Genomic DNA, 22,286 nt, shown 5'->3' on the forward strand with positions numbered 1-22,286 from the left:
TTTACGCTTTCTTGCTTACTCTTCAACCATTGATGTCTCCACTGAGGTGTGAAAGATGTGACAGTCTTCTGGGAAAAGGCTGTTCTGTTTTACCGCTTTTCATCCAACCATTTTTCTGTTCTGCTGCATCACAGACCCAATCATTCTCAAGAGATGGTTAGGACACGCAAGGTGTAACGATGGGCCAAAACCGTCAGGTGGTTGCTGCTCTCCACGTCAGCCATCCGGAAGTGGAGAGCAGATTCACCATCATACTCTACCAGTCTTCCTGGTTCACTGGTCCAATGCGGATGCTGCTGCAAAAACTGCTGAGTGAGCGGATGCGACCAGTAGACCAGTTGGTCGACGGAGGGAACATCGCCACGCGCGCCCATGTCCTTGCCACAATGGACACAGTGTATATGAATCCAGAACGGGTAGGGAGACGCCCTAAGGCGTTCTGGGTACGGAGAGAGAGGTGCCTCTGTATCGTTTCCTTCCACACAGACCAACGCTGGTTCTCCACAAGACAGGCAGGGGTGCTGACCCTTGAGGAGCGCTTGCATCAGGCGATCGGTCAGCCCTTGCATCGTCCGCTTCCAGGCAGGCCGAAACGAGTGGAGGCCCGCGAGCTGGACCAGGCCCATACTATGGACCGTATCCTGATGGTAGCGCCGAACACAGTCAGGACAGCGGAGATGAAGATTCGATCTCGCCTCACCCCCAGCTGCCAGAAAACACCCCTCCAGTCGGTGGCGCGCACAGAGGGGACACCACAGACGAGTTGGCTGCCATCCCTCGGCCAGTGCTTCATCCAATGTCAATCCCACTGCTTCTGCTTCGTGACGCAACGGTCCGTGGAGAAGGTGACGCAGACGGCGACGTGCTCGATACAGGCGAACCTCCAGAGCGTTGCTTGTGAGGGAGAGGCGCTCAGCAACCTCAGAGCGAGGGAGTCCAAGCAGGTGGCACATCTCCACTATCTGGCGTGTGTCGGGAGGTAACGCACCAAGCGCCCGATCAAGCAGCAGAACCAGGTCCTGGCGGCTGAGCTCTTCAAGAGGATCGGATGTCTCAGCAGCGAGAAGATCGATCTCGTTGGAGCCTTCCTCATACTCCATCGTAGAAGATGGCTGGAGCAATGGGACATGCCGGAGAAGATCCATCTCACGTCTACGAGCCGCGCGACGACAGATATTGCGACAGATCTCGTCAATCCAGGGGTGGAAACCAGCTGGAGAGTGGAGACGCTCCAGATGACTCCAGGCTTCAAGCAGCGTTTCCTGGACCACATCGTCGATGCTATGCTGTTCTGTGCCTCGTGCTCGCGCAATGCGAGCGAGGCGCAGACGTGTCGCTGTCAGTATGCCATCTTGATCCGCTAGCAATGCAGACCGCAGCCACTGCCGTTCGCCAGGGAAGCACTGCTGCACTGGAGGATCGATAATTTCTTGCATAGCTTTTCCTTTCTTCGTCTCTGCTCTCTTATCACGTGAGAGGAGCTTTCCTTACCCCTTTTTTCGAACGTATCGGGTGTCGCACTCTCTCTTCTGCCATCTTTCTCTCTCCTTCTCCATCCGTTGAGAAAGCTGCTCAAAATTGTGGTAAGTTTCTCGGCATCCAGGCGATAGGATACTGACGCACGATGAGAGGAGCACAAACGTCTGCTCTCTCTCCGTCGATCATAGCAGCGTATGGAGGAAAATCATGGACGCATGTCCCTTTTGTACCACTTATAAGGATCTCCCTTCTACTCCAGGCGGGATTCTCTTTGAAGACCGTCTCGTCTATGTGCATCACTACTGTCGGGATGAGGGACCCAGTTACCTGGGCCATCTCTTGCTGAAGACAAAACGCCATGTTCCCGGCCTGGCGGATCTGACCGAAGCTGAGGGACAAGCAGTCGGTCAGAGTATAGCACGCCTCTCGAAAGCACTCCAGGCCTGTACAGGCGCGGAGAAAATCTATGTCGAAGCGTACTATGAGGTGGTTCCGCATCTCCATCTGCACCTTCTGGCTCGCTATCCTGGAACCCCACAGGCGTACTGGCGTTGGAAGATCGGCGAGTGGCCTGAAGCGCCTCAAGGGGGGCCTGAAGCAATCGCTGCTCTTTGTGAGCAGATACATGCATATCTTGCACAAACAGTATCTGGAAGCGTCGAGCCAAATGTTGAGTAGCTCCCATGAAAGGACATCATGCAATGAACAACACATCAATGAAAGCCCACATCCTCGCACTCCTCCACTTCACACGTCAACAAGAGTTACACCTCATCGCTAATCTCAGTGACGCGGAGCGCAACGCGACAGGTACACCGAACACTGAGACAACAAAAGGCGTGTGGGCAGCAAAAGACTTTTTGGCAAATATGCTGCACTGGAAAGAGTTACAGACTCAAAAGCTGGTCACAGTGCAACGAGGAGAGGTACCGCCTGACTGGACAGACATAAAAGTGGTCCACCAGATCAACGTCGAGACATTTACCCGCTATCGAACCTCCACTTTCCAGGCGATAGAAGAAGAGGCGGAACACGCTTTCAATGCCTTCATCACACAGGTGGAAAGAATGAGCGAAGAGGAACTCAACGATCCCCATTACTACGCTTGGCTGGAAGGAACCCGATTGCGCAATGAAGTCCTGAACTATGGGTTCTGGTATCCCTGCAACCAGCTCACCATATGCGCTTTTCAGCTGGGCAAAAAGCAGCTTGCCTTCCAGCTTCAAGAGGCCCTGGTCCAGGCAGTCCGCCAGAGCACATTGCCAAATGAGGGGGTCGGGGTCGCCATCTATAACATGGTGTGCTTTTACGCCACAAACGGTGAGCCTGAGAAAGCCCTGCAGTATTTGCCAGAGGCATTACGCCTGAGACCAACCCTTTTTGAAGTGTCCAAGCGCGATTCCGATCTCGGGGGCCTGCGAGCCAACCCCGCCTTCCAGGCCATCCTCACTGATCCTGCATTACTGGCTCTCGTGCCTCTTAGTGAGCTTGTGAAACCACACGATCTGCACACGAGCCTTCGTGGAGAGGTCCCCCCTCTCGTAATTGATGTCCGTGGGTCCGCAGAGTATGCAGCTGGTCATGTGGAGGGTGCGGTGAATATTCCACTGGGAAACCTCGAAAGCCAGCTCTCACAGATTCCGCGCGAGCGACCTGTGGTTACCTATTGTAACATGCACCACCAGGGAGCGTCGCGTGGAGAACTGGCCGCAACCAAGCTTCGTGAGCAGGGATACCAGGTGCGTACCCTGGATGGCGGCTATCCCGCTTGGAAAGAACAGAGCTTCCCTGTGGAAGTAGCGCTCCAGGTGTAAAAGAGAAGCATCGACCAGGGAACCCCCTGGTCGATGCAATATGACACTGTCCGCTTGCACAGTACTATAATGGTGAGCAGGAAGCCATTTTCCTCGCAATGGACCCACTACTCAAGCCGTCCTTCCTGCTCACAGTATACCAAGTAGGAACAGCATCCAACTTCCATTCAATGTCGGGGCTATTGAGTGGAAATACAACAAGGAACAAATAGAATGGGAGAAACACCATGAGACCAGTATCGAAGGAAAAAGCATCAGCAGCAGACCATTCGAAACCTTGCCACTCGCTTCTGGAAGTGCTTTGGCTTTTTTTGCACCTGGGCTGCACCGCTTTTGGCGGACCCGCCGCTCACATCGCGATGATGCGCGAAGAGGTGGTGCGGCGACGACAGTGGGTCAGTGAGGAAGACTTCGTGGACCTGATAGGTGTCACGAACCTGATCCCTGGTCCCTCATCGACCGAACTGGCGATCTATCTGGGATACCTGCGAGCGGGATGGCCGGGCTTACTCGTGGCGGGGGTCTGCTTTATCGGTCCTGCTATGCTTATCGTGCTGGCGCTCGCCTGGGCGTATGTCACCTACGGAGCGTTGCCCCAGATTGACTGGCTCTTCTATGGGATTCAGCCAGTTGTCGTGGCTATTATTGCGCATGCCATCTGGAATCTGGGGCGCACGGTCTTCAAAGGACTGCTCCCCGTGGGTCTCGCCATCCTGGTACTGGTGTGCTATTTCTTTGGGGTCAATGTGTTACTTTTGCTCTTCGGAGGGGCAGCGCTCTACGGTTTGTTGCGCCTGCTCATCGCGCGCTGGCCCACAAAATCGAAAGTCGCCAGTTTTGTTGTTCCGTTGTTGGGAGCACACTTCCAAGCGAGCTTTGAATCACTCGGTTCCTTTGTGCGCACCGGTGCTGTTGCGGTGGCAGCGCCCATCAGTTTGGGCGTGGTCTTTCTGACCTTCCTCAAATTCGGATCAGTGGTGTATGGGAGCGGATACACCCTGCTGGCGTTTCTGCGCACTGATCTGGTACAAAATTTGCATTGGCTGACCGACAAACAACTGCTGGATGCGGTTTCCATCGGGCAGTTTACGCCGGGGCCGGTCTTTACCACGGCGACCTTCATTGGGTATGTCATTGGTGGCTGGCCAGCGGCACTGCTGGCAACCCTGGCCATGTTTTTGCCTTCGTTTGTCTTGATCGCGCTCATTCATCCGGTGGCCTCGCGCTTGCGCCAGGTTGCCTGGACAGCCACGCTCCTGGATGGGGTGAATGCCGCAGCGCTAGCGCTCATGACTGGAGTCCTCATACAGATCGGACAGCATGCACTAGTGGATGTCCTCACCTGGGCGGTAGCCGCACTTGCCTTTGCAGCCCTGGTGCGTTTCAAACCGAATTCGATGTGGCTGATTCTGGCGGGTGCTGTGATTGGCCTGCTTCGTTTCTGGGTCTTTTGAGGATGAAAGGCAAGAGAGGGAGCACCTTCTTCCCCGTTCTCTCGACATCACGCTCAGAATTCTTCATTCTGCGTTCGTCATGTCCCTCCCTTGGGTTCTGAGGTCTTTTCCTTCACTGAGAACCCAAGAGGCGCAAATAGCTGCTTTCGATACATGTTCTACCGCTTTCCCCTAAACCACTTTTATGTTCCATTGCGCCACAGACCCCTTTTATGACAACAATCATGGCGGAAAAACGCCAAGAATTCTTCCAGTCAAAGGATACGAATCACCATGGTTACGATTACTGTTCATGAAGATTGCGGCAATGCGCCTAAGAAATTATTCCTGAAAGATTTTATCGTTGCGGCTGTCAGCAACGACAGTGCTTTTGTTGCCCGCAACACTACCGACGATATCCGCTGGAACCTGGTTGGCGGCCGGTGCATCAGCGGAAAACAGGACATTCTGACAGAACTTCAACGGTCGCGAAGTGATGAGGTTGCGGAACTGATCATCAATACGATCGTCACGCACGGATACAATGGCGCTGCCGATGGATTCCTGAAGTTCAAAGACGGGAAGACGGTCGCTTTCTGTGACGTCTACCAGTTCCGTGCCTCAACGAACAATGCGCCCATAAAAGCGATAACAACGTATGCGATTGCGCTGGCGTAAAGGGAGGCAATCAGTCAGCCTTGATTACCAGAAAGCACGGAGAAGAGCCTGAGACGCATTTGTTCTTCGTGAAGCATATGTTGGCTCTTAGACTCGTTTGGTGATGTGGCTTGCACAGTCAAGAAGGCCCCTTGGCTCTTGCATCATCCACAAGACGCATTTGCAGTGACTCTGGGCATTCTTCTCAGTTCCCAGGCTGATATAGTTCTCTTTTTTATCACCAAACGTGTCGATGAGCCATATGTTGGCTCATGGACTCGTTTGGTGAGAAGAAATGGAACCAGATCGGCCTGGGAACAGCGAAGGGCTATGCTGAATCCTCTCCATGCTCTCGAAGGTGTGCAAGGGCTTGGTGCGCTCTTGCATACGCAATCCGTATCACCAAACGAGTCCATGAGCCATATGTTGGCAGTCTATGTCTTAACCAGAAGGATACATGAATGATGAGTGGCTTTTCCCTGCACAACCTTGGAAAAGGGACGAGGAAAGAGCCATTTAGGTTATGAGCACGCTTTATAGGCCAGCTTGATTGATGAGAAAGCTCCTTTTCTCGACTCGAGTCCTCTTTGTGAAGTATATCGTGCCGCCTCCTTTCTGAAGCATGTCGCGCGTGATTTTGCCACCATATGCTGTAAATTTCAATAGTGTATAGTAAGGATAAAGCTGAGTGTTGTACGTTTGATGCTCGCCATCTCGTTTTCTTTACCTGAAAAGGTCCGAACTGCTCCTGCTGATCGTATCGAGAGCACATATAGAAAGTGGGCAATTATGTTGCGTTCAACGATGCCATCATTTACTCTCAAACAACGAATCCACAGTTTCCTGGCTTTCGCACGCGATCCCCTGGCCTACTTCCCCTTTGGCGCGGGTCCCCATAGCTGTATCGGGATGTCGCTGGCGATGGTGGAGCTGCTCCTGGCGGTGGTGACCATTGTGCGGAGCTACCAAATTGAGCGGATCACGGAGGAACCGGTAGAGGCCAAAATGCAGCCGTCATTGCGTCCTGTGGCCTTTACCATGCGCGTCAAAAAGCGCGTACAGGGCCAACTTCTGGTCGAGCAGTAACAACCACTGGAAGCGATTCCTCTTTCTCCCTTCCTAAACGGGGTTTTGAGCACGCTACTCCAACTTTTGGTTCCTACCGTGCTCAAAGGCCGATTTCATTCGCATTTGACGCATCGTTCACTGCCGGGTTTCCCAGGTGCGCAGAGGAGCAGCTGAGCAGGTTGCCGCAGGAGCCAGGGGAGTGCGATTCCTCTCGTCTCGCCACACGCTCTCTCACACCCAGCGCTCTCTATGCAGATAGGCTGATGCGTTTATTATTGCGTAGTTCTCGTAGAGGGCTGAACCTGCATGGCTTGCTTCTGTTTGGCTATGCGCGTGAGGACCACGTAGCTGACGAGTATCCAGGGAAGACCCCAAAGGCCAAGGAGGAGAAAGTGGATGAACTGACTGATCTCGTAGACCGCTAGTGCAATGAGCGGAAATAGGCCCGCGAGCAGAGGCGTCCACGCCTGCCAGCCGCTCAATTGCTTCCCCAGGAGCGTCGCGATTCCCAAGATGCTCATTCCCAGAATGATCAGGAAAGCGCTGCTGAGGATAAACGGGACATAGACATCAGATGGAGACAGGATGTTAAAGGGGATCACTCCCAGGCGGATGAGACAGCCAAGGATGGTCAGCGTTGCTCCAAGGAGGGCCATCCATCGAGGGCGAGCAACACCCAGGGCGAGAAGCCCGAGTGCTCCGCCAATCATGCCAACATTGACAAGCCCCCAGAGGGCCTCATCCCAGCCCAGATTATTCTGAGCGAACGCAAAGGGGATGGAGAGCAGACCATAGATGATTTGGAGCATGCCCCCCACGAGGCAGACCAGGCCTGCAAGATGAGCACGATGGAAACTGTTCATGATAATTGCCTTTCTGTTCTTCAGCGCAAAACGTCCGCGAGCGCTCTTCATTGTTCTCCTGCACCGATACCAGTCGGCCATCCGACCGCTCTCTTGCCTCGGCATACAGCGCCAAGTGTGGCAGGAGAGAGGCGCATCGCGTGCCACGACTTGAGGACCAACTGCTTCTACTCTAAGCCCATTGAAGGAAAAACACATCGTTAGGTCTACCAATTTTTGGAGAGGAGTGGAAATGCCAGGCAGGTGTTAACTGTAACAATATGCGGTGAGGAAAGGCTAGGTCCTTGCGCTCTTCTGCACCCTTAGCTAAGCTGATGGTCGAGGGCGTAGCGCATGGCACCTGAGCGCGTGGAGACACCCAGTTTGCTGTAAATGGCCGTCAGATGAGCATTGACCGTCCGAGGTGTGACGCTTAAGTGTTGGGCAACCTGGGCATTCGTGAGCCCTGTGGCAACTAGGCGCAGCACCTCTAATTCACGCGCGGTTAGAGTGGTATGTGCGGGAATGGGATGAGGGGGACTGGGCAGGATTACCGCAGGGGCAGTGATCTGCTCCGTGAGTCGAATCAGATCGGCAAGTGTCATTTGCTTGCCGATCTCAAAGGCTTGAGCAAAGGTATCAGCACCAAGCATCGTCGTAACCTGCTCGATTGCTTGCTGGTGTGGCCCTTCAGCCCAGGGAGATTTTCCGCCAATCTTCGCTATCCAGGTCGTCATCACCCCAAACGCCTGTGCGGCAGAGCGCGCCCCTTCCGGTTGCACTTGGGCATGCATCGCCATGAAACCCAGGGCGACAAGAGGGCCTATTAAATCGATGAAGTCTCCCAGTTGGACCTGAAGCCGCACAGCTTGGGCCAGCAGGGGCTTCGCACGCTCATGATTTCCCCGTTTTTCCTCGGCATGCGCCAGGATGCCCATGGCTTTTGCCATGTTGCTGGTATCCCCCAATATCTGCCAGATCGCTAGGCTCTCTTCCAGAGCGGGGATCGCCTCATCTACTTGATCGGCCTCAGTGGCGGCGAGCGCCCCCAGGAGCAGGGCCCTAGCTATCGCTGGCTGGTCCCCCACCTCTTGGGCAAGCGCCAAACTTTCCGTGGCATACGCTCTGGCCTGCTCCAGTTTCATCTCCTCAAACTGTTGCCAGCCGATGTCGAAAAGAGCTTGCGCTTGGCCCTCGCGGTCACCACGCTCGCGGAACATTCGCAACGCCTCGGCATGGTAGAATGCCGCACGGTCAAACTGCCACAACGTGTGGGAGAGCACGCCGAGCGCGTTCAATAGCTGGGGACGTAAGGCCATCGAAAGCGGAATATCTCCATCCAACATCAGGATGCGTTCCAACCAGCGCAACCCTTCCCTCTGGTAGGTATGCGTGTGCCAGAAGCGCCACAAGGCCAGGGCACAGCGAGCAGCTTCCTCCGACCTTTCAGTCTCTATCGCCCAATCCAGCGCCGCCCGCAAATTATCATGCTCCTGTTCCACTTGCGCGACCCACGCCTCAGGCTTGGAGCCGGAAAGGCTCGGGACACCGCGTTCGGCCAGTTGGAGATACCAGGCAAAATGTTGACGGCTGAGAGACTGCGTTTCGCCTACTTCCGCAAGCCGTTCAAGCGAGAACAGACGGATAGTCTCCAGCAGGCGATACCGACCAGTTTCCTGATTGAATTGAACCAGGGACTTGTTCACCAGTTGTGGCAGGTGATGTAGTATCATTTCAGGCATAATGCGTTCCCGTCCGTTCTGGCCGAGATACGCTCCGGCACACACACTTTCCGCTGCCTCAAGCTTGAATGCTCCGACAAAGATGCCAAGTCGCCGCAAAACGGCCTGCTCTGGTTCGGGCAAGAGGCGATAACTCCAATCGATCATGGCATACAGTGTTTGCTGGCGAGGAAGGGCGGTGCGATCACCCTTTGTCAGAAGGTGGAAGCGCTGGTCCAACCGTTTCGATAGCTCCGCCACGCCCATCCCACAGGCCCGCACCGCAGCCAGTTCGAGCGCCAGGGGAAGACCATCCAGATGACGGCAGATCTCCGCTACTGCCTCAGCATTGCCATCTGTCAATCGAAACGAGGGGTCAGCGGCATGTGCTCGTTCCATAAAGAGATGGAGAGCGTCGTAGTGGAGGAATCTCGCCCAATCCAAAGGCCGAGACTGCTCGGGGAGGCTCAACGCCGGGACGCGCAGAACCACTTCTCCGTTGATCAAGAGTGGCTCGCGGCTGGTCGCCAGCAACGTCAAGCGCGGACAGCGCGTCAAAAGAGAAGCCACAATGCGGGCACATTCCTCGATGACATGTTCACAGTTGTCCAATACCAGAAGCAGGTGCCTGACCGAGAGATAGGCAACCAGCTGCTCTATCGGCACCAGGTCAGGAGTCTCGGGCAGCGAGAGCACTTTGCAGATCGTTTCAAGCACGAGTTCCGATGCAGTCAGAGGAGCCAGGTCAATCAGCCAGGCCCCATCGGAGAAATGATCAAGTTCGGCAGCCGCCGCCTGAAGCGCAAGACGAGTCTTTCCTGTTCCCCTCGTCCCTGTCAGCGTCATCAGCCGATGTTCGTGCAAGCCCGACCGAATCTCACGCAACTCCTGCTCACGCCCAATGAAGCTTGACACGGAAGCAGGCAGATTATGCTTATGGGTGAAGCGTTCAGACGTCATATCCAGGTATGGAATGCCTCCGACGTCATTCTCATGGCCATCTTCCCTTAAATCGTGCTGAAAGCGGGTATCCCTTTCTCTGATCTGTAGCAAGTATACCTGAGATGTGCCAGAAATGCGACCTTTTTCAGGCATTTCTTGGCGCATCTCTCAGATATCTTGGCGAATGAGTAGTGAGAGTCTGGCGGAAAAGGGAAGTGAAAAAGGAAAAAAGGTTCCTTACGACGCCGCGCCAGATTATGTGAGAAAGCCGATTCGCTGGGAGCGCTTGACAGTGTGGCAAGTTTTCTGAGAAACAGTACGTTTTACATGATAAATGACAAATGGACATATGAAGCTGGCAAGACCAATGTGAAAGAAGAAACGCTAGAGCAAGCTGCCGAGCTGCTCATGCTTCGTCGTTATACGTTTCGGATTATTGACGGTGCAGGGCCGAGCGTCGATGACCAGAACGCATCGTCGATCAGTCCGGCACAAACTGAGCTTGTCGATACGAAAGAGGAGAGCCAGACACTTGCTCCGAAATCGGAGCAAGTGTCTGAGCGCAAGAGAGTGGAAAGCCAGAAACAACCTGTCACCCAGCCGAAATGTACCTTCTTTGGGGAGGTTCCCATTGATCTCCAGCCGTTTCTGGACAGCGGTGTTCCTCTGGTTGAATGCCCCGATTGTACAAGCACCAGTGCGCTTTCTCCACACAAGGGAATCCTGCAATTCAAACCTCACAAGCGGCGCAAAACGCGCTCGACTTCAACAGAACCACGATGGGCTAGACGCGAAACGATCTGGGCAGTGGTGAACGAGTAGCGTCTTTTTCTGCCCGAATGTAGTCCTCATTTAGGCCCTTGCTCATCTCTCTCAGAGAGAAAGAGAAGAGCGCTCATCGTCGCCAGGATGTCTCCCACCAGGAAGCCCAGCGCAGAAGCAGAGGAGAGAGACAGTCTATGCCGTGAGGGAAGACACGCATCATGCCAGGGAGAGGCGAGCAAAATAATCCATGACAAACTGGCGGAATTGCAGTACCGCCATCGAGAGGCGACGATCGGTCAGCCAGGAAAGTCCAATCGTGCGCTGACACGTCGGTTCAGAAATCGGCATTTGGACGACGGCTGGATCGACTAATCCCTGCCAGGAAATCGCTGGCGCAAAAGCGATGCCTTGCTCCGCTCTGATCAACCCTCGGATCGTTGAGGGGTCGTCACTTTCAAACACGATCCTGGGGCGAAAACCAGCCTGGTGGCAGAAACTGTCGGTCAACTCGCGCCAGCCGTTCCCTGGCTGCATGATGATAAAGGCTTCCTCGGCAACCTCCTGCAGACGAAGCTGGGAGCGCCGAGCCAACGGGTGGCTTGAGGGAAAAGCAAGCCAGATATCCTCGGTCAGCAGGGAAACGCTGGTGATATCAGGCTGGTGGATGGGAGGAGAGGAAATACACAGGTCACATGTTCCCCTGGCAAGTTGCTGCACCAGGCTGGTGACGGTATTGGTCCGATGCCCCGAGAGCAAAAAATGAACACCTGGGCGATCTTTGCGAAAGGCGCTGAGCAGGTCTGGAAGCAGGTGGGTTGCCGCACACATCGCGAGCCCAACCTGTCCTTGCCTGCCATCCGCGAGATCGCTCAGGTCACGCCTGCCCTGCTCCAATTCCTCAAAGATCCGCTCAACGCGCTGGACATACGCTCGCCCAAAGTGATTCAGGCGAATCTTTCGCCCCAGACGGTCAAATAAAGGCACGCCCAACTCTTCCTCCAGGCGAGCAATGGTCTGGCTGAGAGGGGGTTGGGTAATGCCCAATTCCTCCGCTGCTCCGGTCATGTGCTCCAATCGTGCAACCGTCAGGAAATATTTGAGCTGCAAGAGTTCCACCGTATCTCTCCTTTCTCATTCTGTCCAATATATGATAGAGATATCATATCATATATTGGACAGAATGAGAAAACGATGGTATCTTCTTCACAAGAGAAACACACAATGCAGAGTGAAGGGAACAGATATATTCTCGGGCCGCTGGTTCTATAGAAGGAGGCTAGAGAATACAGAATGCTCCTTTTCTTCTTCCAAAGGAAAGCACGATTGCAGAGACAATGCACGATCGTGTTTGTGTGGAAAGGAAATACCGGGGCGGTTACGAGAATTGATAGCAGTTGTACAAAGTCCTCCCTTCCTCTCGAAACGATCTGGGTCGACGGCGAAGTTGCAACACCTACCGCCGACCAGGTCATTCACGATGATATTCATCCCTCCTGGGTATCAGCGAGCCGAATGGCAACCTCTGTCTCCCATTTTTCACGATCCGGCTCCTCACCTGGGTTGGTAAGGAAGATTTCTAAACGTGAGCCGAAGGCATCACCATCCTTCGTTTCCCAGCGATCCCATACCAGGCCTTGGCTTACGCCCCACTCTAACAGTGCCGCATTGCCCTGAATCCCATGATCTATCCCGGTATAGATCAGCGAGGCATAGCGCCCTGCAGGAAGAACACCTCCATGAATATGGCCCTCATCTGGTAAAGTGTTCGCCACCGGCACACCGACCTCGATATCAAGCATTTCAGGCATATTGATAATATGGTAACGAACGAAAGGGGCATTCACTGGCCCTACGCCATACTTTCCTAAGAAGGCAAATATTTCTCCCAGGCCTTGTGGAATAGCCACGTCTAATTTCTGCATAGGTACTCTGGTTCGAATTCCCATGTAAGGCTGTGCCTGACGATTTTCAATCTTTGGTTCAGTCATAACGCTCATGCATATTGCTCGCTTTCTTTTTGGATAATTTGAACTCATAAAAATGGTGCGTTTTTCTACTTCTAGCACATCACAAATCCCACAAAACGTGAGGAAGAAGGTTTGATCTGTGCCTTCTCATGGTGTTTATTGCTTTGTCACAGGAAACTGCACCTCTGTTACGTACTGCGTTTCATCACCATTGGGATCATATACAAGATTCAGTTCGCGACTGGGACCCGTAATCGTGTAACCGTTGCTCTCAATCCACTTCAGCAGGATGGTATAAGCCAGTTGCAATGTACTGAAACTGCCATGATGAATGACCGAGGCCATTGTTTCGACTCCTGGCAGTTCTACTATCTTGACCGGCTCACCATCAGGAAGGAGACCTTCACCAAGAGTACCTGCAAAGGTCAGGCACGCGGAGATGCTGATATTCTCATGGACGTGCTCTCCATTGGAGAAGAGGGTTATACCAGGTATGCGCCAACTCGCCCCCTGCTGCTGGATATACGCTTGTAGCTGAACAAAGACACGAGTAAGGGTCGGGCTGACCTGCCCCAATCCGCTAGAACGAAGTTCACCTGGGCCACCTGTAGAGGCGCAACCTGTTTGAGCTCAGCATCAGTTGCCAGCATCACGGTCTCCTGCTCAAAAGCTCGCAGCCACGCTTCCACCCGGGCCAAACGCGCCTGTCCCTCCTCAATCTGCTGGTGCAGTTCCACCTGTTTTAGCCGGAGCATTCCCTGAATCTGCTCCGGCGTCATCTCTTGCTTGAGTAGTTGAGCGATCTGCTGAAGGTCCAACCCCATATCTTTCAACGCCTTAATTCGGTTCAGCCGAGTCAGCTGACTAGTCGAGTAGTAACGATAGCCTGTAGACGCATCTACTTGGGCTGGTTTAAGTAATCCAATCTCATCATAGTGCCTCAGCGTCTTGATTGTCACCAGGCTCAACTTAGAAAAATCGCCAATCTTTAGCATACTTACATCTTCTCATCCCTTTAGCATTCAGCGTGATTGGATGCACCGGACGCGTGAGAAGGAGAGGATTTACGATGCATCATCATGTGCTTCAGCTCATAGAACAAGTGTACTCTCTCCCCTAGGGGGAGAGTCAAGAGGTTGGGGTGAGAACTCTATCGCCACGAGTTTCCATATCATGAGCGATAGCATCTCTTTTGCTTGATAGCACAGCTGGCAAAGGAGTGAGCGGGCACGAAGGAAAGATACTCAATTGGCTTCCCGTCCACTCGGCTAGTCAGAAGTCAAAGGATAGGCAGGTGGCATTGAACTCGTTAATGCAGAGGTATTTCTGATTCCGGGCTAGTAAAAAACTCGAGCATTGAATGAGCCTGTGAAGCTAACTTGCAAAATTACACTCGTTGCGCATCCTGTGGGAAAAGTACGTCCAAGGAAACGCGCCAGGATGGCTCCATATTGAGAAGATAGAGGCAGTCTAGCACGGTTACAGGAGAAAGAGCTCAAAGATCTTGCTGCTCATCAATCCGCGCCCAAAAATTCTCTCCGCCAGGAGGAATAGGATACTCTGGAAGAGAAAGCGCATCAATGATAGACACGGCCTTCTGATTCATAGTAGGGTGAATCTCATAGAGATCATGATGGCGTCGCAACGCTCCTGAGTGCTCTTCAAGGTATCGACCCACACCAACGGGATCTCCGCTAGCAAGTGCTAAAACTGCCCAATAGTTAATGTACCAGCGATCCTCACTCCGAACACAGGCCCGATTATGCATCATGATAGTCCACACCGCACGACGCCAGCGTTCTCTTCTCGCCGCAGGGGTTTGAATGCCCACCAGATGGGAATATGGCAGTCGCTCATAGGAAACCAGGGCCTCGGACATACCTTGCTGCGAGCGATCTTGACGCACCAACTGATGAAGATACGCCACGGGATCAACGACTCCACTGCATTCCAACCCACGGGATGCGCAACGAGATAAGCTCAAGTAAAAGAGACAGAAAATCACCCTTGACCTTCCCATAGTGTTCGCTATCATGTCGTCTCGCCTGGCTGCGCAGGTGACGCGCCTCCCGCTCTCCTGCTGCCAGGAGATAAGATAACAGATCGGAGGCTCCCGTCTGGGCCATCCCTTCCCGTAACAAGGCCGCCGTCTTGGCCGCTTTCTTTCGCCCTTTCTTCAGCACAGACGTGGGCTGAATCTGGTCTGGATGCGCTTCTCTACCCACTGCTCATACTCGTGCCGAAAGACATCGAGGACCCTAACGCCAGGTTGCCCCAGGCGCACGCCCTGGCGGCCGTCAATGTTACCGTCTTTATCAGCAATCTTATAATCCGCATAATTGGCATGACTGGCATAATTGAGCCGGATCTTCTCCATCGTCTGCATGTTATTGCGAGACAGCATGCCAGCCTTTGCCATTCCAGTATTCCATTCTCTCTACATATTGTCCATTAACGGTGGTGCGCTCAGCGACCCAGATATTGTTGCTAGAGATTATTAGCAAACCTCCCAACGCCGCAGAGTAGGGATTAGGGACGGGAAAAAGTCCCCAACTGGTGCCATCCCAGTGCTCAAGTGATGGATGGGAAAAAACTGCCACCAGTCGCCCAGATGACATGCGTTTGCCTCTACTCCACTTCCAGGCCGCGATGCGCGATATCGTGGCGATAGAACATGCCCTCGAACGAGATCAGTTTCGCGGCCTCGTAGACAAGACTGGTAGCCTCGCGGAGAGTTGCGCCGCGCGCGGCTACGCTGAGAACGCGCCCTCCAGCAGTGACGAGCTGACCATCCTGCATGGCCGTCCCGGCGTGGAAAACATGAACACCGGGCAGGCGATTGGCCTCCTCGATGCCGTGAATAGGTAGGCCTTTCGGGTAGTTGCCTGGATAGCCAGCAGAAGCCAGCCCCAGGCTCACGCCGTAACCGGGATGCCAGAGCGTCTCGCGCTTCACCGGCAGCGTTTCAGCAAATTGCACGACATTCAACAGATCCTCGCGCAGCAACACCATCATGGCCTGCGTTTCGGGATCGCCAAAGCGCGTGTTATGCTCGACCACCATCGGGCCTTGCGCGGTCAGCATGATGTTTGTATACAGAATACCAGTGAAGGTAATCCCCTTCCCCTGCATGGCCTGGAGCGTCGCGGCAGTAATCTCGCGATACATGCGCTTCTCCGTCTCCGCGTCCACAAACGGCACCGGCGTGTACGCACCCATGCCACCAGTGTTCAGGCCCTGGTCATTGTCGAGTGCGCGTTTGTGATCCTGGGTCACGGCCAGGGGCAAATAGTGTGTCCCATTGCACGCGGCAATGACGCTCACCTCGTCGCCTTGCAAATAGTCCTCGATCACCACGATGCGGCCAGCCGCGCCAAAGGTATGTCGGACCAGCATCTGTTCCACAGCATCGCGCGCGGTCTCCAGATCCAGCGCTACGATCGCGCCCTTGCCAGCCGCCCAGGCGCTGGCCTTGACCACGACCGGCGCGCCATGCTCCTCCAGGTAAGCCAGAGCAGGTCCGGCCTCTAGAAATGTGCGATGCTGCGCGCTGGGAATACCAGCCGAAGCCATGAGTTCTTTGGCAAACGCCTTGCTGCCTTCGAGCGCGGCCCCGGCTGAATCGGGACCGAAGACCTTCAGACCGCGCTGGCGAAAAATATCGACAATCCCTTCGATCAAGGGAATCTCCGGTCCAACCACCGTTAGATCGATGCCGTTTTTTTCAGCGAACGTGGCTAGATCGTCAAACTGAGACATCGCCAGCGGCACACACTCGGCGCACTCGGCCATGCCCGGATTGCCGGGAGCCGCGTAGAGCTTCGTGACCTGGGGACTCTGGGCCAGTTTCCAGACCAGGGCGTGTTCGCGTGCCCCCGAACCAATAACCATTACTCGCATAAAGTGAAGAAAACCTGCCTTTCCAAAATTGCACCCTACGTGTAAACTTTGACATGACGCTGCCGGTTTTTAGGCAATTATGCCGTTGGAGAATTTCTCCTCCTTTGGCCTTTTCAGCCTATTTCCTCGTGGTTGGCCGAGAAAGGGCATCCTTGATCAGCAGGGGGATGGCCTAAAAACCGGCAGCGTCATGTCAAAGTTTACAACAAAAGTGGATGAGATATGATTCGATTTCACAAAGTAGTCCATACAAAGCTATCTTTGAGCAAGCGTCCAGTGGATGCTCACTTTCATCCAGCGCGGAATAGCCTGCGATCGCTTTCTCGTAGGAGCAGCATGATTAGCGAAAAATACCATTCCTCCCTTGATTTTGGCTGCCCAGACTGCTCCACATTCAGGACACTGTATTTTTGTTACACCAGATTGTTCTAGTTCAGAAATGGAGATTTCTACTTTTTGACCTGAAAAGCTACAATTTCCCGTTTCCTTCTGGTTCTTTGGGGCTCCTACCTCATGGCGAACCGGATGTTGCTCTCCGGTACGGGGGTGTTGCGTTGGAGAAATCGGGTTCAGAAGGTCTTTCCACTGGTGGAGCTTCGCTGAGATTTCCGAGTGCGGAAGTGATCATGGGGATCTTCCTCAGCCTCTAGTTTATCGTCAATCCCGACCTCTGGGGCGATGAGCTGACGAATCACGGAATTGGTCCCGTCGGCCTCCACAAGCAGATCACCCGTGGCTGTGGTTCCATCAGTAAAGCAAACACGAACCTGACCGTTGCTCACCTGCTCAAACCGTTCGCAGGTCTTGCCAAAATGGACAATCCCTTCCAGACCCGCTAGCAAAATTTCGCGCAAAGTGAGTCGATTCACCCCGAAGCCCGTCTCATCAGGGACAGCTGGATGTGAGAGGGGCCTGGCAAATTTGACTTGTAACTGCTGATCCATCACGACGAGCCGAGTGGCGGCCTTGATGGCCGTTGCAACACAGAGCTTGAAGAGAGGCTCTGGTAAGCAGTCACGCAACGCCTGGCTTCCTTCCTCTTTGATACTGATCCGATATCCCTGATGGCGAAACTGAGCCGATGCGTCGCGCTCATAGACCGCGACGCTGATGCCTGACTTCTTCAACCCTTGGGCCAGGCACAGGCCTCCGATCCCGCCACCAACAATCAGGACATGGAAAGGGGAGAGAACTGTTTTCAAACGATTACCTCGCATTTCATAATCAAAAAGCTGTTTTTCCTCTGGTGTTTCGGCACGCCGGAGAAATCGCTCTGCCAGACGGTCATCGCGTGCCAGCTAGATAGATCACAGGTGTTCTTGATTGCAAGCATACTGGTTTTTGATGCAAGGGGGAACCGTCTGGAGACGGTGATGGAGGCGACAGGAACAGGAGTTTTCATGAGAAGAGAGAGATAAACTCATCAAGGAAAGATTGTTGACGTAGTTTTTTGCTGAACGGAAAACTTCACTGGAGTAATCGGGTCTCAACCTCAGCTAAATAGACCGCGGTTTTTTACGGAAACGCCATTGTTGTCGGCGTGTTTCCTCTCGTTGCTGGAGTTGTCGCCGCAGATCACGCCAGCGCTGGTAATTCTTGGGTCGCAGTTCCTCCACCGAGAAAATCTGTGTTGTGCTGGTGACCGCAGCAATGACGCGAACTGATCCACGAACCACCACGCCAGGAATGGCTCCTCTCCGACCAGTGGCGCGTCGTTTATGGACACGTGCAACGCCAAAACAGTGCTCCAGATCATTGTTCGTGCGCGGTAATCCCACGATGTCATAGCAACGAAACAGTCCAGCGGCGAAGTTGTCGGTGATATGGCAAAAATGCTCAAATGCCTCCGCAAGTGGTCCCAATGTCGTAAGCTTCTCTCGCATTTGCGCTAGGTGAGCGAGATACCTTTCTCGAATCTGCTCACCGCTGTCCTGCTCTGGGTTGGCCAGGATCGCCTTCGCCTGATCCAGGAAGCAGTAGGCATGCTCCAGCGGCGGCCAGAGCGACGCTGTCGCCTGCAACCCCTTGGTCACCAGCTACTGCAACTGCTTTAAGGCTGGAGGTAATCTTTTTTTTCCTGGACGTGCTCAATCGAGTTGCTGATTTGCTTGATACGACTGTACAAGCGCAGACCGGACGCTTCGAGCGGAGAGCGTCCATCATCGGTTACCGACGCACGAACCGCCAAGCAATACTTGCGGATCGCGTCATTTTCCGGGGTTGGATGCTCTTCCAGCGCGCGTTCAATCGGTCACCCCCCACGCAAGCGCTTCTTCAAATCCGTTTTCGCGTGCCGGTCAGCTTCGTAGAACGGCTTGATCGCGTCTTTGAGATAGTGAAACTGACAGAGCTGATGGGGCACACCTGGAAACACAAAGGCCACAGCGCTTCGGATCGTCTCTTCGCCATCCGAGATGATGCCTTTGATCGGGACCTTGAGCGGCTCCAGAAGCCGCTTGACTTCTTGCAGCAAGGCGATGATATCCCCTTGCGTACTGCTGAGGAGCGGACGTGCCAAGAGGATTTCTTCCGAGAGGCAGTCGCGCACAACCCACAACACCTCGTGCCCCGCGTCAGGCTGCAAGCCATCAAGCGCCAGAATCACATGTCCTTGTTTTTGCAACCGGGCTTTGATCCGCTCATGGTCGGTCATGCGCAAAGCCACCAATTCTTCGTAGCGGTGCATCAAATGGGTTACCGTGCGTTCGGTGATGGCCAGCCCGCGGGCCTGCAAGCGTTGATGCATCTCGGGCACACTCCGATGCTCCCGGAACCGCCAGGCGCCAATGAGCGCAATCCCGTCCAAGCCAAACTCGCCATGAGGCAATGCCCAGCGCCCTTCTTCTTCGGGGCGATAGCGGACATGATACTGCGAACATGTGGGGATATGACACTGGCTGATCGCGAGTCGCAGCTGAACAATACCCTCCAAGGTGACGACCTTCCGCCGGCTGTTGTAGGCCACCCACCAGCGATTCCCACACTGGGGACAGGTCTGTTGCAGCGGCCTCAAGCTTGCTGCGAACTGCGCTTCGGGTTTGGGGGTTCGCCGGGCCATCGTCTTCCTCCTTGTTTCAACACAGGCCAGCATTTCCATCTGAGCGTACACCCGCTGTCAAGGAGAGTTTTCCGTTCAGCGTTTTTTTGTCTTGACAACTTGGGCCATCTTAGGTCTCTCCTACTCGTTCTAGAGTCCATTCCCAGAAAATGTTGAGCTTGTTTGAAACAAGCTCAACATTTTCTGGCTATTTTCTGGGTGGAGCGGCGAGTTTGCTGACCTCGGTGTCGCGACTGATTGGTTCCCGTCGGGTTGTCCGAAGAAGGTGCTTCACCGGCGGTGGTAAGACACCGCCGGTGGATAGCCAGGACCCAACAATGATCAACAGGAATCCTGCGATGATGGCGGCGTTGAGCGGTTCAGCGAGCAAGGTGACACCGAGGAGGACAGAGACAGCTGGATTGACGTAGGTTATGACGCTACCCCGACTAGCTCCGACTTCGGTCACCAGTGCGAAGAAGAGGAGATAAGCCAGCGCCGTGCAGATCAGGCCGAGCACAAGTAGGCTCACAATCACCTCCAGATCAGGTATCCTGCCGGGCAGTCTGGTCACGGCCAGTGGCGCCAGCACCACGGTCGCAGTCGTGCACTCGACGGTCACCACTCCCAGGCTGGGCAAGGTTGCGATAGTTGGTCGTTTGATGAGCAGAGCGCCGACAGCGTAGCCTGTGGCGGCGAGCAGGACCAGTGTTGCTCCGAGTAACCGTTGCGTATCTCCGCCTGCGTCGAGGCCCAACAGCGTTACCACGCCACCCAGGCCGATCAGCAGTCCGAGCAGGCGCGTGCCGCGCACTCGCTCACTCGGATCGAAGCGGAGCGCGAAAAGCACAACAAGAAGTGGATCGGCGGCGATGAGCAGGCTGGTGAGCGACGATGCGATGTGCTGCTCACCGTAGCTGATCAACAGAAACGGTCCGGCAATCTGCACACAGGCAAGCGCGGCAACAGTGAGCCAGCGCTCGCGCAGTTGCCGCAACACACCCTGGTGGACTGCCACCGGGAACAGAACAAGAGCGGCAACCCCAACCCGAGCAAATACGACAACGATAGGGTCAAGTTCCCGCACCGCAATTTTGATGAAGAGATAAGGAATGCCCCAGATCACCGACATTGCGGTGAACAGGAGCCAGCCTTTGCGTGTCATGGTTCCTCCGGCACACGAGGTCAATAGCGAGACTACAGTTTTCTTGATGATTTTCAAAACCATAGAGTGAATACAATGGTAGAATACGACAAGTTCAGAGAAAAATGGTAATTCCCGGGAATCTGCGGGAGGGTTTGGTCTACTTTTGCGAGTCGTTCCCCTACAAAAAGCCCCTCTTCTCGGACCATTTGCCCACTCAGATACCTGTACCTGCGCACCAGAATTCGCAGGCACACGCGCTTTCCGCCAGATCGGAGGTCCGTCATGCGGTGGGTGTACGAGCTATGGAACCATAGAGAAGCGAAATTATTCATCGGTTGTTTGCTCTCTCCTAAACGAAAGAAGTACAATAAGGCCACATCGCCCCAAAGAACCCTTAGAGGTGGGAATGGATAGAGAAATGCCAGGATCCCATCTCTCATCATGGGAGGAAAAGGAGAAATTCGATTATGAAAACCAAGCGTATGGGCCGCACGGGACTCCATGTCTCTGAAATTTGCCTGGGTACCATGACCTTTGGCAACCAGTGCGATGAGCCAACCTCGCGTGCCATTATGCAAAAAGCCTTTGACGCAGGAGTGACGTTCTTCGATACCGCCGATGCGTACCCGCTGGGAGGGTCCCTGGAAACAGTTGGGCGCACCGAGGAATATATTGGACGCTGGCTCAAAGGTCGCAGAGAACAGATTGTCCTGGCGACCAAGTTTTTTGGCAAGATGGGCCAGGGACCTAATGAGCAAGGCGGATCACGCAAGCACATTGTTCAGGCCGTAGAGGCGAGTTTGCGTCGCTTGCAAACGGACTACATCGACCTGTACCAGATGCATTTTCCTGATCCGGAAACACCCCTTGATGAAACATTGCGCGCTCTAGATGATCTGGTTCACAGCGGCAAAGTGCTCTATATTGGCTGCTCCAATTATCCAGCTTGGCTGTTGACCAAGGCGCTTTGGACCAGCGACAAATGGGGCCTGGCTCGCTTTGATTGCGTACAACCGCGTTATAACCTTTTATTCCGCCATATCGAAGCAGAGCTATTCCCCCTTGCGCTTGACCAGGGAATAGGGGTAATCAGTTACAACCCTCTGGCCGGAGGAGTCCTGACGGGGCGCTATCAACCAGGGCAACAACCGAGCGAGGGGACACGTTTCACGCTCAACAGTGCTGGGAAGATGTATCAAGCCCGCTACTGGCACGATGCGCAGATGCAAGCAGTGGAAAGACTCAAGTCGTTTTGCCAGGAGCGCCATCTCTCGGTGGCGCAACTCGCGCTGGCCTGGGTCCTGGCTCAACCTGCAATTACTTCAGCTATCGTGGGCGCGAGCAAACCAGAGCAACTCGACCAGACCCTCCCGGCGGTTGATCTGGTACTCGATGAGCAGATGCGAGAAGTATGTGACGATGTCTGGTATCAACTTCCACGCGAACGCAATCGCGATGTCGCCTTCCGTTAGCTCGTGGATAGAGAGCAGAAGCCTTTGCTAGCCAACAACAAA

Annotated in this window: 23 protein-coding genes; 7 read left to right on the forward strand and 16 right to left on the reverse strand. The window is 54.2% G+C overall.

The features are described 5' to 3' along the window. Positions 1 to 146: 146 nt before the first annotated feature. Entirely contained in the window at positions 147 to 1,436 is a 1,290-nt protein-coding gene (locus JMJ04_RS33040) for an RNA polymerase sigma factor (protein WP_201374656.1), read from the reverse strand. Positions 1,437 to 1,686: 250 nt separating this feature from the next. Between JMJ04_RS33040 and JMJ04_RS33045 the strand changes: the two genes are divergently transcribed. The 5 genes from JMJ04_RS33045 (at position 1,687) to JMJ04_RS33065 (ending at position 6,469) form a co-directional block, all read left to right on the forward strand. Then, entirely contained in the window at positions 1,687 to 2,157 is a 471-nt protein-coding gene (locus JMJ04_RS33045) for an HIT family protein (protein WP_201374657.1), read from the forward strand. Positions 2,158 to 2,180: 23 nt separating this feature from the next. Beyond that, positions 2,181 to 3,293 (forward strand): rhodanese-like domain-containing protein, encoded by a 1,113-nt coding sequence (locus JMJ04_RS33050; RefSeq protein ID WP_201374658.1) that lies wholly within the window; start codon positions 2,181 to 2,183, stop codon positions 3,291 to 3,293. 227 nt (positions 3,294 to 3,520) lie between these two features. Beyond that, on the forward strand, positions 3,521 to 4,747 hold the full coding sequence (gene chrA / locus JMJ04_RS33055; protein ID WP_268887413.1) for a chromate efflux transporter: 1,227 nt from the start codon (positions 3,521 to 3,523) through the stop codon (positions 4,745 to 4,747). Between the two features lie 273 nt (positions 4,748 to 5,020). Beyond that, a complete protein-coding gene (locus tag JMJ04_RS33060) occupies positions 5,021 to 5,404 on the forward strand; it encodes a hypothetical protein (RefSeq protein WP_201374660.1) in 384 nt (127 codons plus the stop codon). A 768-nt stretch (positions 5,405 to 6,172) separates the two neighbouring features. Continuing rightward, positions 6,173 to 6,469 (forward strand): cytochrome P450, encoded by a 297-nt coding sequence (locus JMJ04_RS33065; RefSeq protein ID WP_201374661.1) that lies wholly within the window; start codon positions 6,173 to 6,175, stop codon positions 6,467 to 6,469. 254 nt (positions 6,470 to 6,723) lie between these two features. On the opposite strand, the gene JMJ04_RS33070 is transcribed toward JMJ04_RS33065, so the two are convergent. Both JMJ04_RS33070 and JMJ04_RS33075 read right to left on the reverse strand, forming a co-directional pair. Next, positions 6,724 to 7,314 carry a hypothetical protein gene (locus JMJ04_RS33070; RefSeq protein WP_201374662.1) on the reverse strand — a complete coding sequence of 197 codons (591 nt, stop codon included), beginning with the start codon at positions 7,312 to 7,314 and terminating at the stop codon, positions 6,724 to 6,726. A gap of 302 nt (positions 7,315 to 7,616) precedes the next feature. Next, positions 7,617 to 9,974, reverse strand: a complete 2,358-nt coding sequence (locus JMJ04_RS33075; RefSeq protein WP_201374663.1) for an ATP-binding protein — start codon at positions 9,972 to 9,974, stop codon at positions 7,617 to 7,619. A 309-nt stretch (positions 9,975 to 10,283) separates the two neighbouring features. Between JMJ04_RS33075 and JMJ04_RS33080 the strand changes: the two genes are divergently transcribed. Further along, the gene (locus JMJ04_RS33080; RefSeq protein WP_201374664.1) at positions 10,284 to 10,778 is read left to right on the forward strand and encodes a hypothetical protein; all 495 of its coding nucleotides are present in this window, start codon (positions 10,284 to 10,286) and stop codon (positions 10,776 to 10,778) included. Positions 10,779 to 10,937: 159 nt separating this feature from the next. On the opposite strand, the gene JMJ04_RS33085 is transcribed toward JMJ04_RS33080, so the two are convergent. The 13 genes from JMJ04_RS33085 to JMJ04_RS33140 form a co-directional block, all read right to left on the reverse strand. After that, positions 10,938 to 11,837, reverse strand: coding sequence for a LysR family transcriptional regulator (locus JMJ04_RS33085; RefSeq protein ID WP_201374665.1), 900 nt, complete (start codon positions 11,835 to 11,837; stop codon positions 10,938 to 10,940). Positions 11,838 to 12,205: 368 nt separating this feature from the next. Beyond that, on the reverse strand, positions 12,206 to 12,787 hold the full coding sequence (locus tag JMJ04_RS33090) for a GyrI-like domain-containing protein (RefSeq protein WP_201374666.1): 582 nt from the start codon (positions 12,785 to 12,787) through the stop codon (positions 12,206 to 12,208). A gap of 57 nt (positions 12,788 to 12,844) precedes the next feature. Continuing rightward, complete coding sequence (locus JMJ04_RS33095; RefSeq protein ID WP_201374667.1) at positions 12,845 to 13,264, reverse strand: GyrI-like domain-containing protein; 420 nt, start codon at positions 13,262 to 13,264, stop codon at positions 12,845 to 12,847. After that, positions 13,171 to 13,683, reverse strand: coding sequence for a MerR family transcriptional regulator (locus tag JMJ04_RS33100; RefSeq protein ID WP_201374668.1), 513 nt, complete (start codon positions 13,681 to 13,683; stop codon positions 13,171 to 13,173). The genes JMJ04_RS33095 and JMJ04_RS33100 overlap by 94 nt, the downstream gene beginning before the upstream one ends. Positions 13,684 to 14,183: 500 nt before the next feature. Then, positions 14,184 to 14,615 carry a hypothetical protein gene (locus JMJ04_RS33105; protein WP_201374669.1) on the reverse strand — a complete coding sequence of 144 codons (432 nt, stop codon included), beginning with the start codon at positions 14,613 to 14,615 and terminating at the stop codon, positions 14,184 to 14,186. A 4-nt stretch (positions 14,616 to 14,619) separates the two neighbouring features. Continuing rightward, positions 14,620 to 14,913, reverse strand: coding sequence for a hypothetical protein (locus tag JMJ04_RS33110; RefSeq protein ID WP_201374670.1), 294 nt, complete (start codon positions 14,911 to 14,913; stop codon positions 14,620 to 14,622). Beyond that, positions 14,865 to 15,107 (reverse strand): hypothetical protein, encoded by a 243-nt coding sequence (locus tag JMJ04_RS33115; protein ID WP_201374671.1) that lies wholly within the window; start codon positions 15,105 to 15,107, stop codon positions 14,865 to 14,867. Before JMJ04_RS33115 ends, JMJ04_RS33110 begins: the two co-directional genes overlap by 49 nt. Further along, positions 15,076 to 15,306: a hypothetical protein gene (locus JMJ04_RS33120; protein ID WP_201374672.1), complete on the reverse strand. Its 231-nt coding sequence runs from the start codon at positions 15,304 to 15,306 to the stop codon at positions 15,076 to 15,078. The genes JMJ04_RS33115 and JMJ04_RS33120 overlap by 32 nt, the downstream gene beginning before the upstream one ends. Positions 15,307 to 15,316: 10 nt before the next feature. Then, the gene (gene purD / locus JMJ04_RS33125) at positions 15,317 to 16,588 is read right to left on the reverse strand and encodes a phosphoribosylamine--glycine ligase (RefSeq protein ID WP_201374673.1); all 1,272 of its coding nucleotides are present in this window, start codon (positions 16,586 to 16,588) and stop codon (positions 15,317 to 15,319) included. 569 nt (positions 16,589 to 17,157) lie between these two features. Then, positions 17,158 to 17,790, reverse strand: a complete 633-nt coding sequence (locus JMJ04_RS33130; RefSeq protein WP_201374674.1) for an FAD-dependent oxidoreductase — start codon at positions 17,788 to 17,790, stop codon at positions 17,158 to 17,160. A 294-nt stretch (positions 17,791 to 18,084) separates the two neighbouring features. Next, a complete protein-coding gene (locus JMJ04_RS47315) occupies positions 18,085 to 18,621 on the reverse strand; it encodes a hypothetical protein (protein ID WP_236038721.1) in 537 nt (178 codons plus the stop codon). A 218-nt stretch (positions 18,622 to 18,839) separates the two neighbouring features. After that, positions 18,840 to 19,646 carry a transposase gene (locus tag JMJ04_RS47320; RefSeq protein WP_236038723.1) on the reverse strand — a complete coding sequence of 269 codons (807 nt, stop codon included), beginning with the start codon at positions 19,644 to 19,646 and terminating at the stop codon, positions 18,840 to 18,842. Between the two features lie 187 nt (positions 19,647 to 19,833). Beyond that, positions 19,834 to 20,790, reverse strand: coding sequence for a DMT family transporter (locus JMJ04_RS33140; protein WP_201374675.1), 957 nt, complete (start codon positions 20,788 to 20,790; stop codon positions 19,834 to 19,836). 449 nt (positions 20,791 to 21,239) lie between these two features. Between JMJ04_RS33140 and JMJ04_RS33145 the strand changes: the two genes are divergently transcribed. Beyond that, a complete protein-coding gene (locus JMJ04_RS33145; protein ID WP_201374676.1) occupies positions 21,240 to 22,244 on the forward strand; it encodes an aldo/keto reductase in 1,005 nt (334 codons plus the stop codon). Positions 22,245 to 22,286 lie beyond the last annotated feature (42 nt).

The organism is Ktedonobacter robiniae (assembly GCF_016587375.1).
In the GTDB taxonomy this organism is placed as follows: domain Bacteria; phylum Chloroflexota; class Ktedonobacteria; order Ktedonobacterales; family Ktedonobacteraceae; genus Ktedonobacter; species Ktedonobacter robiniae.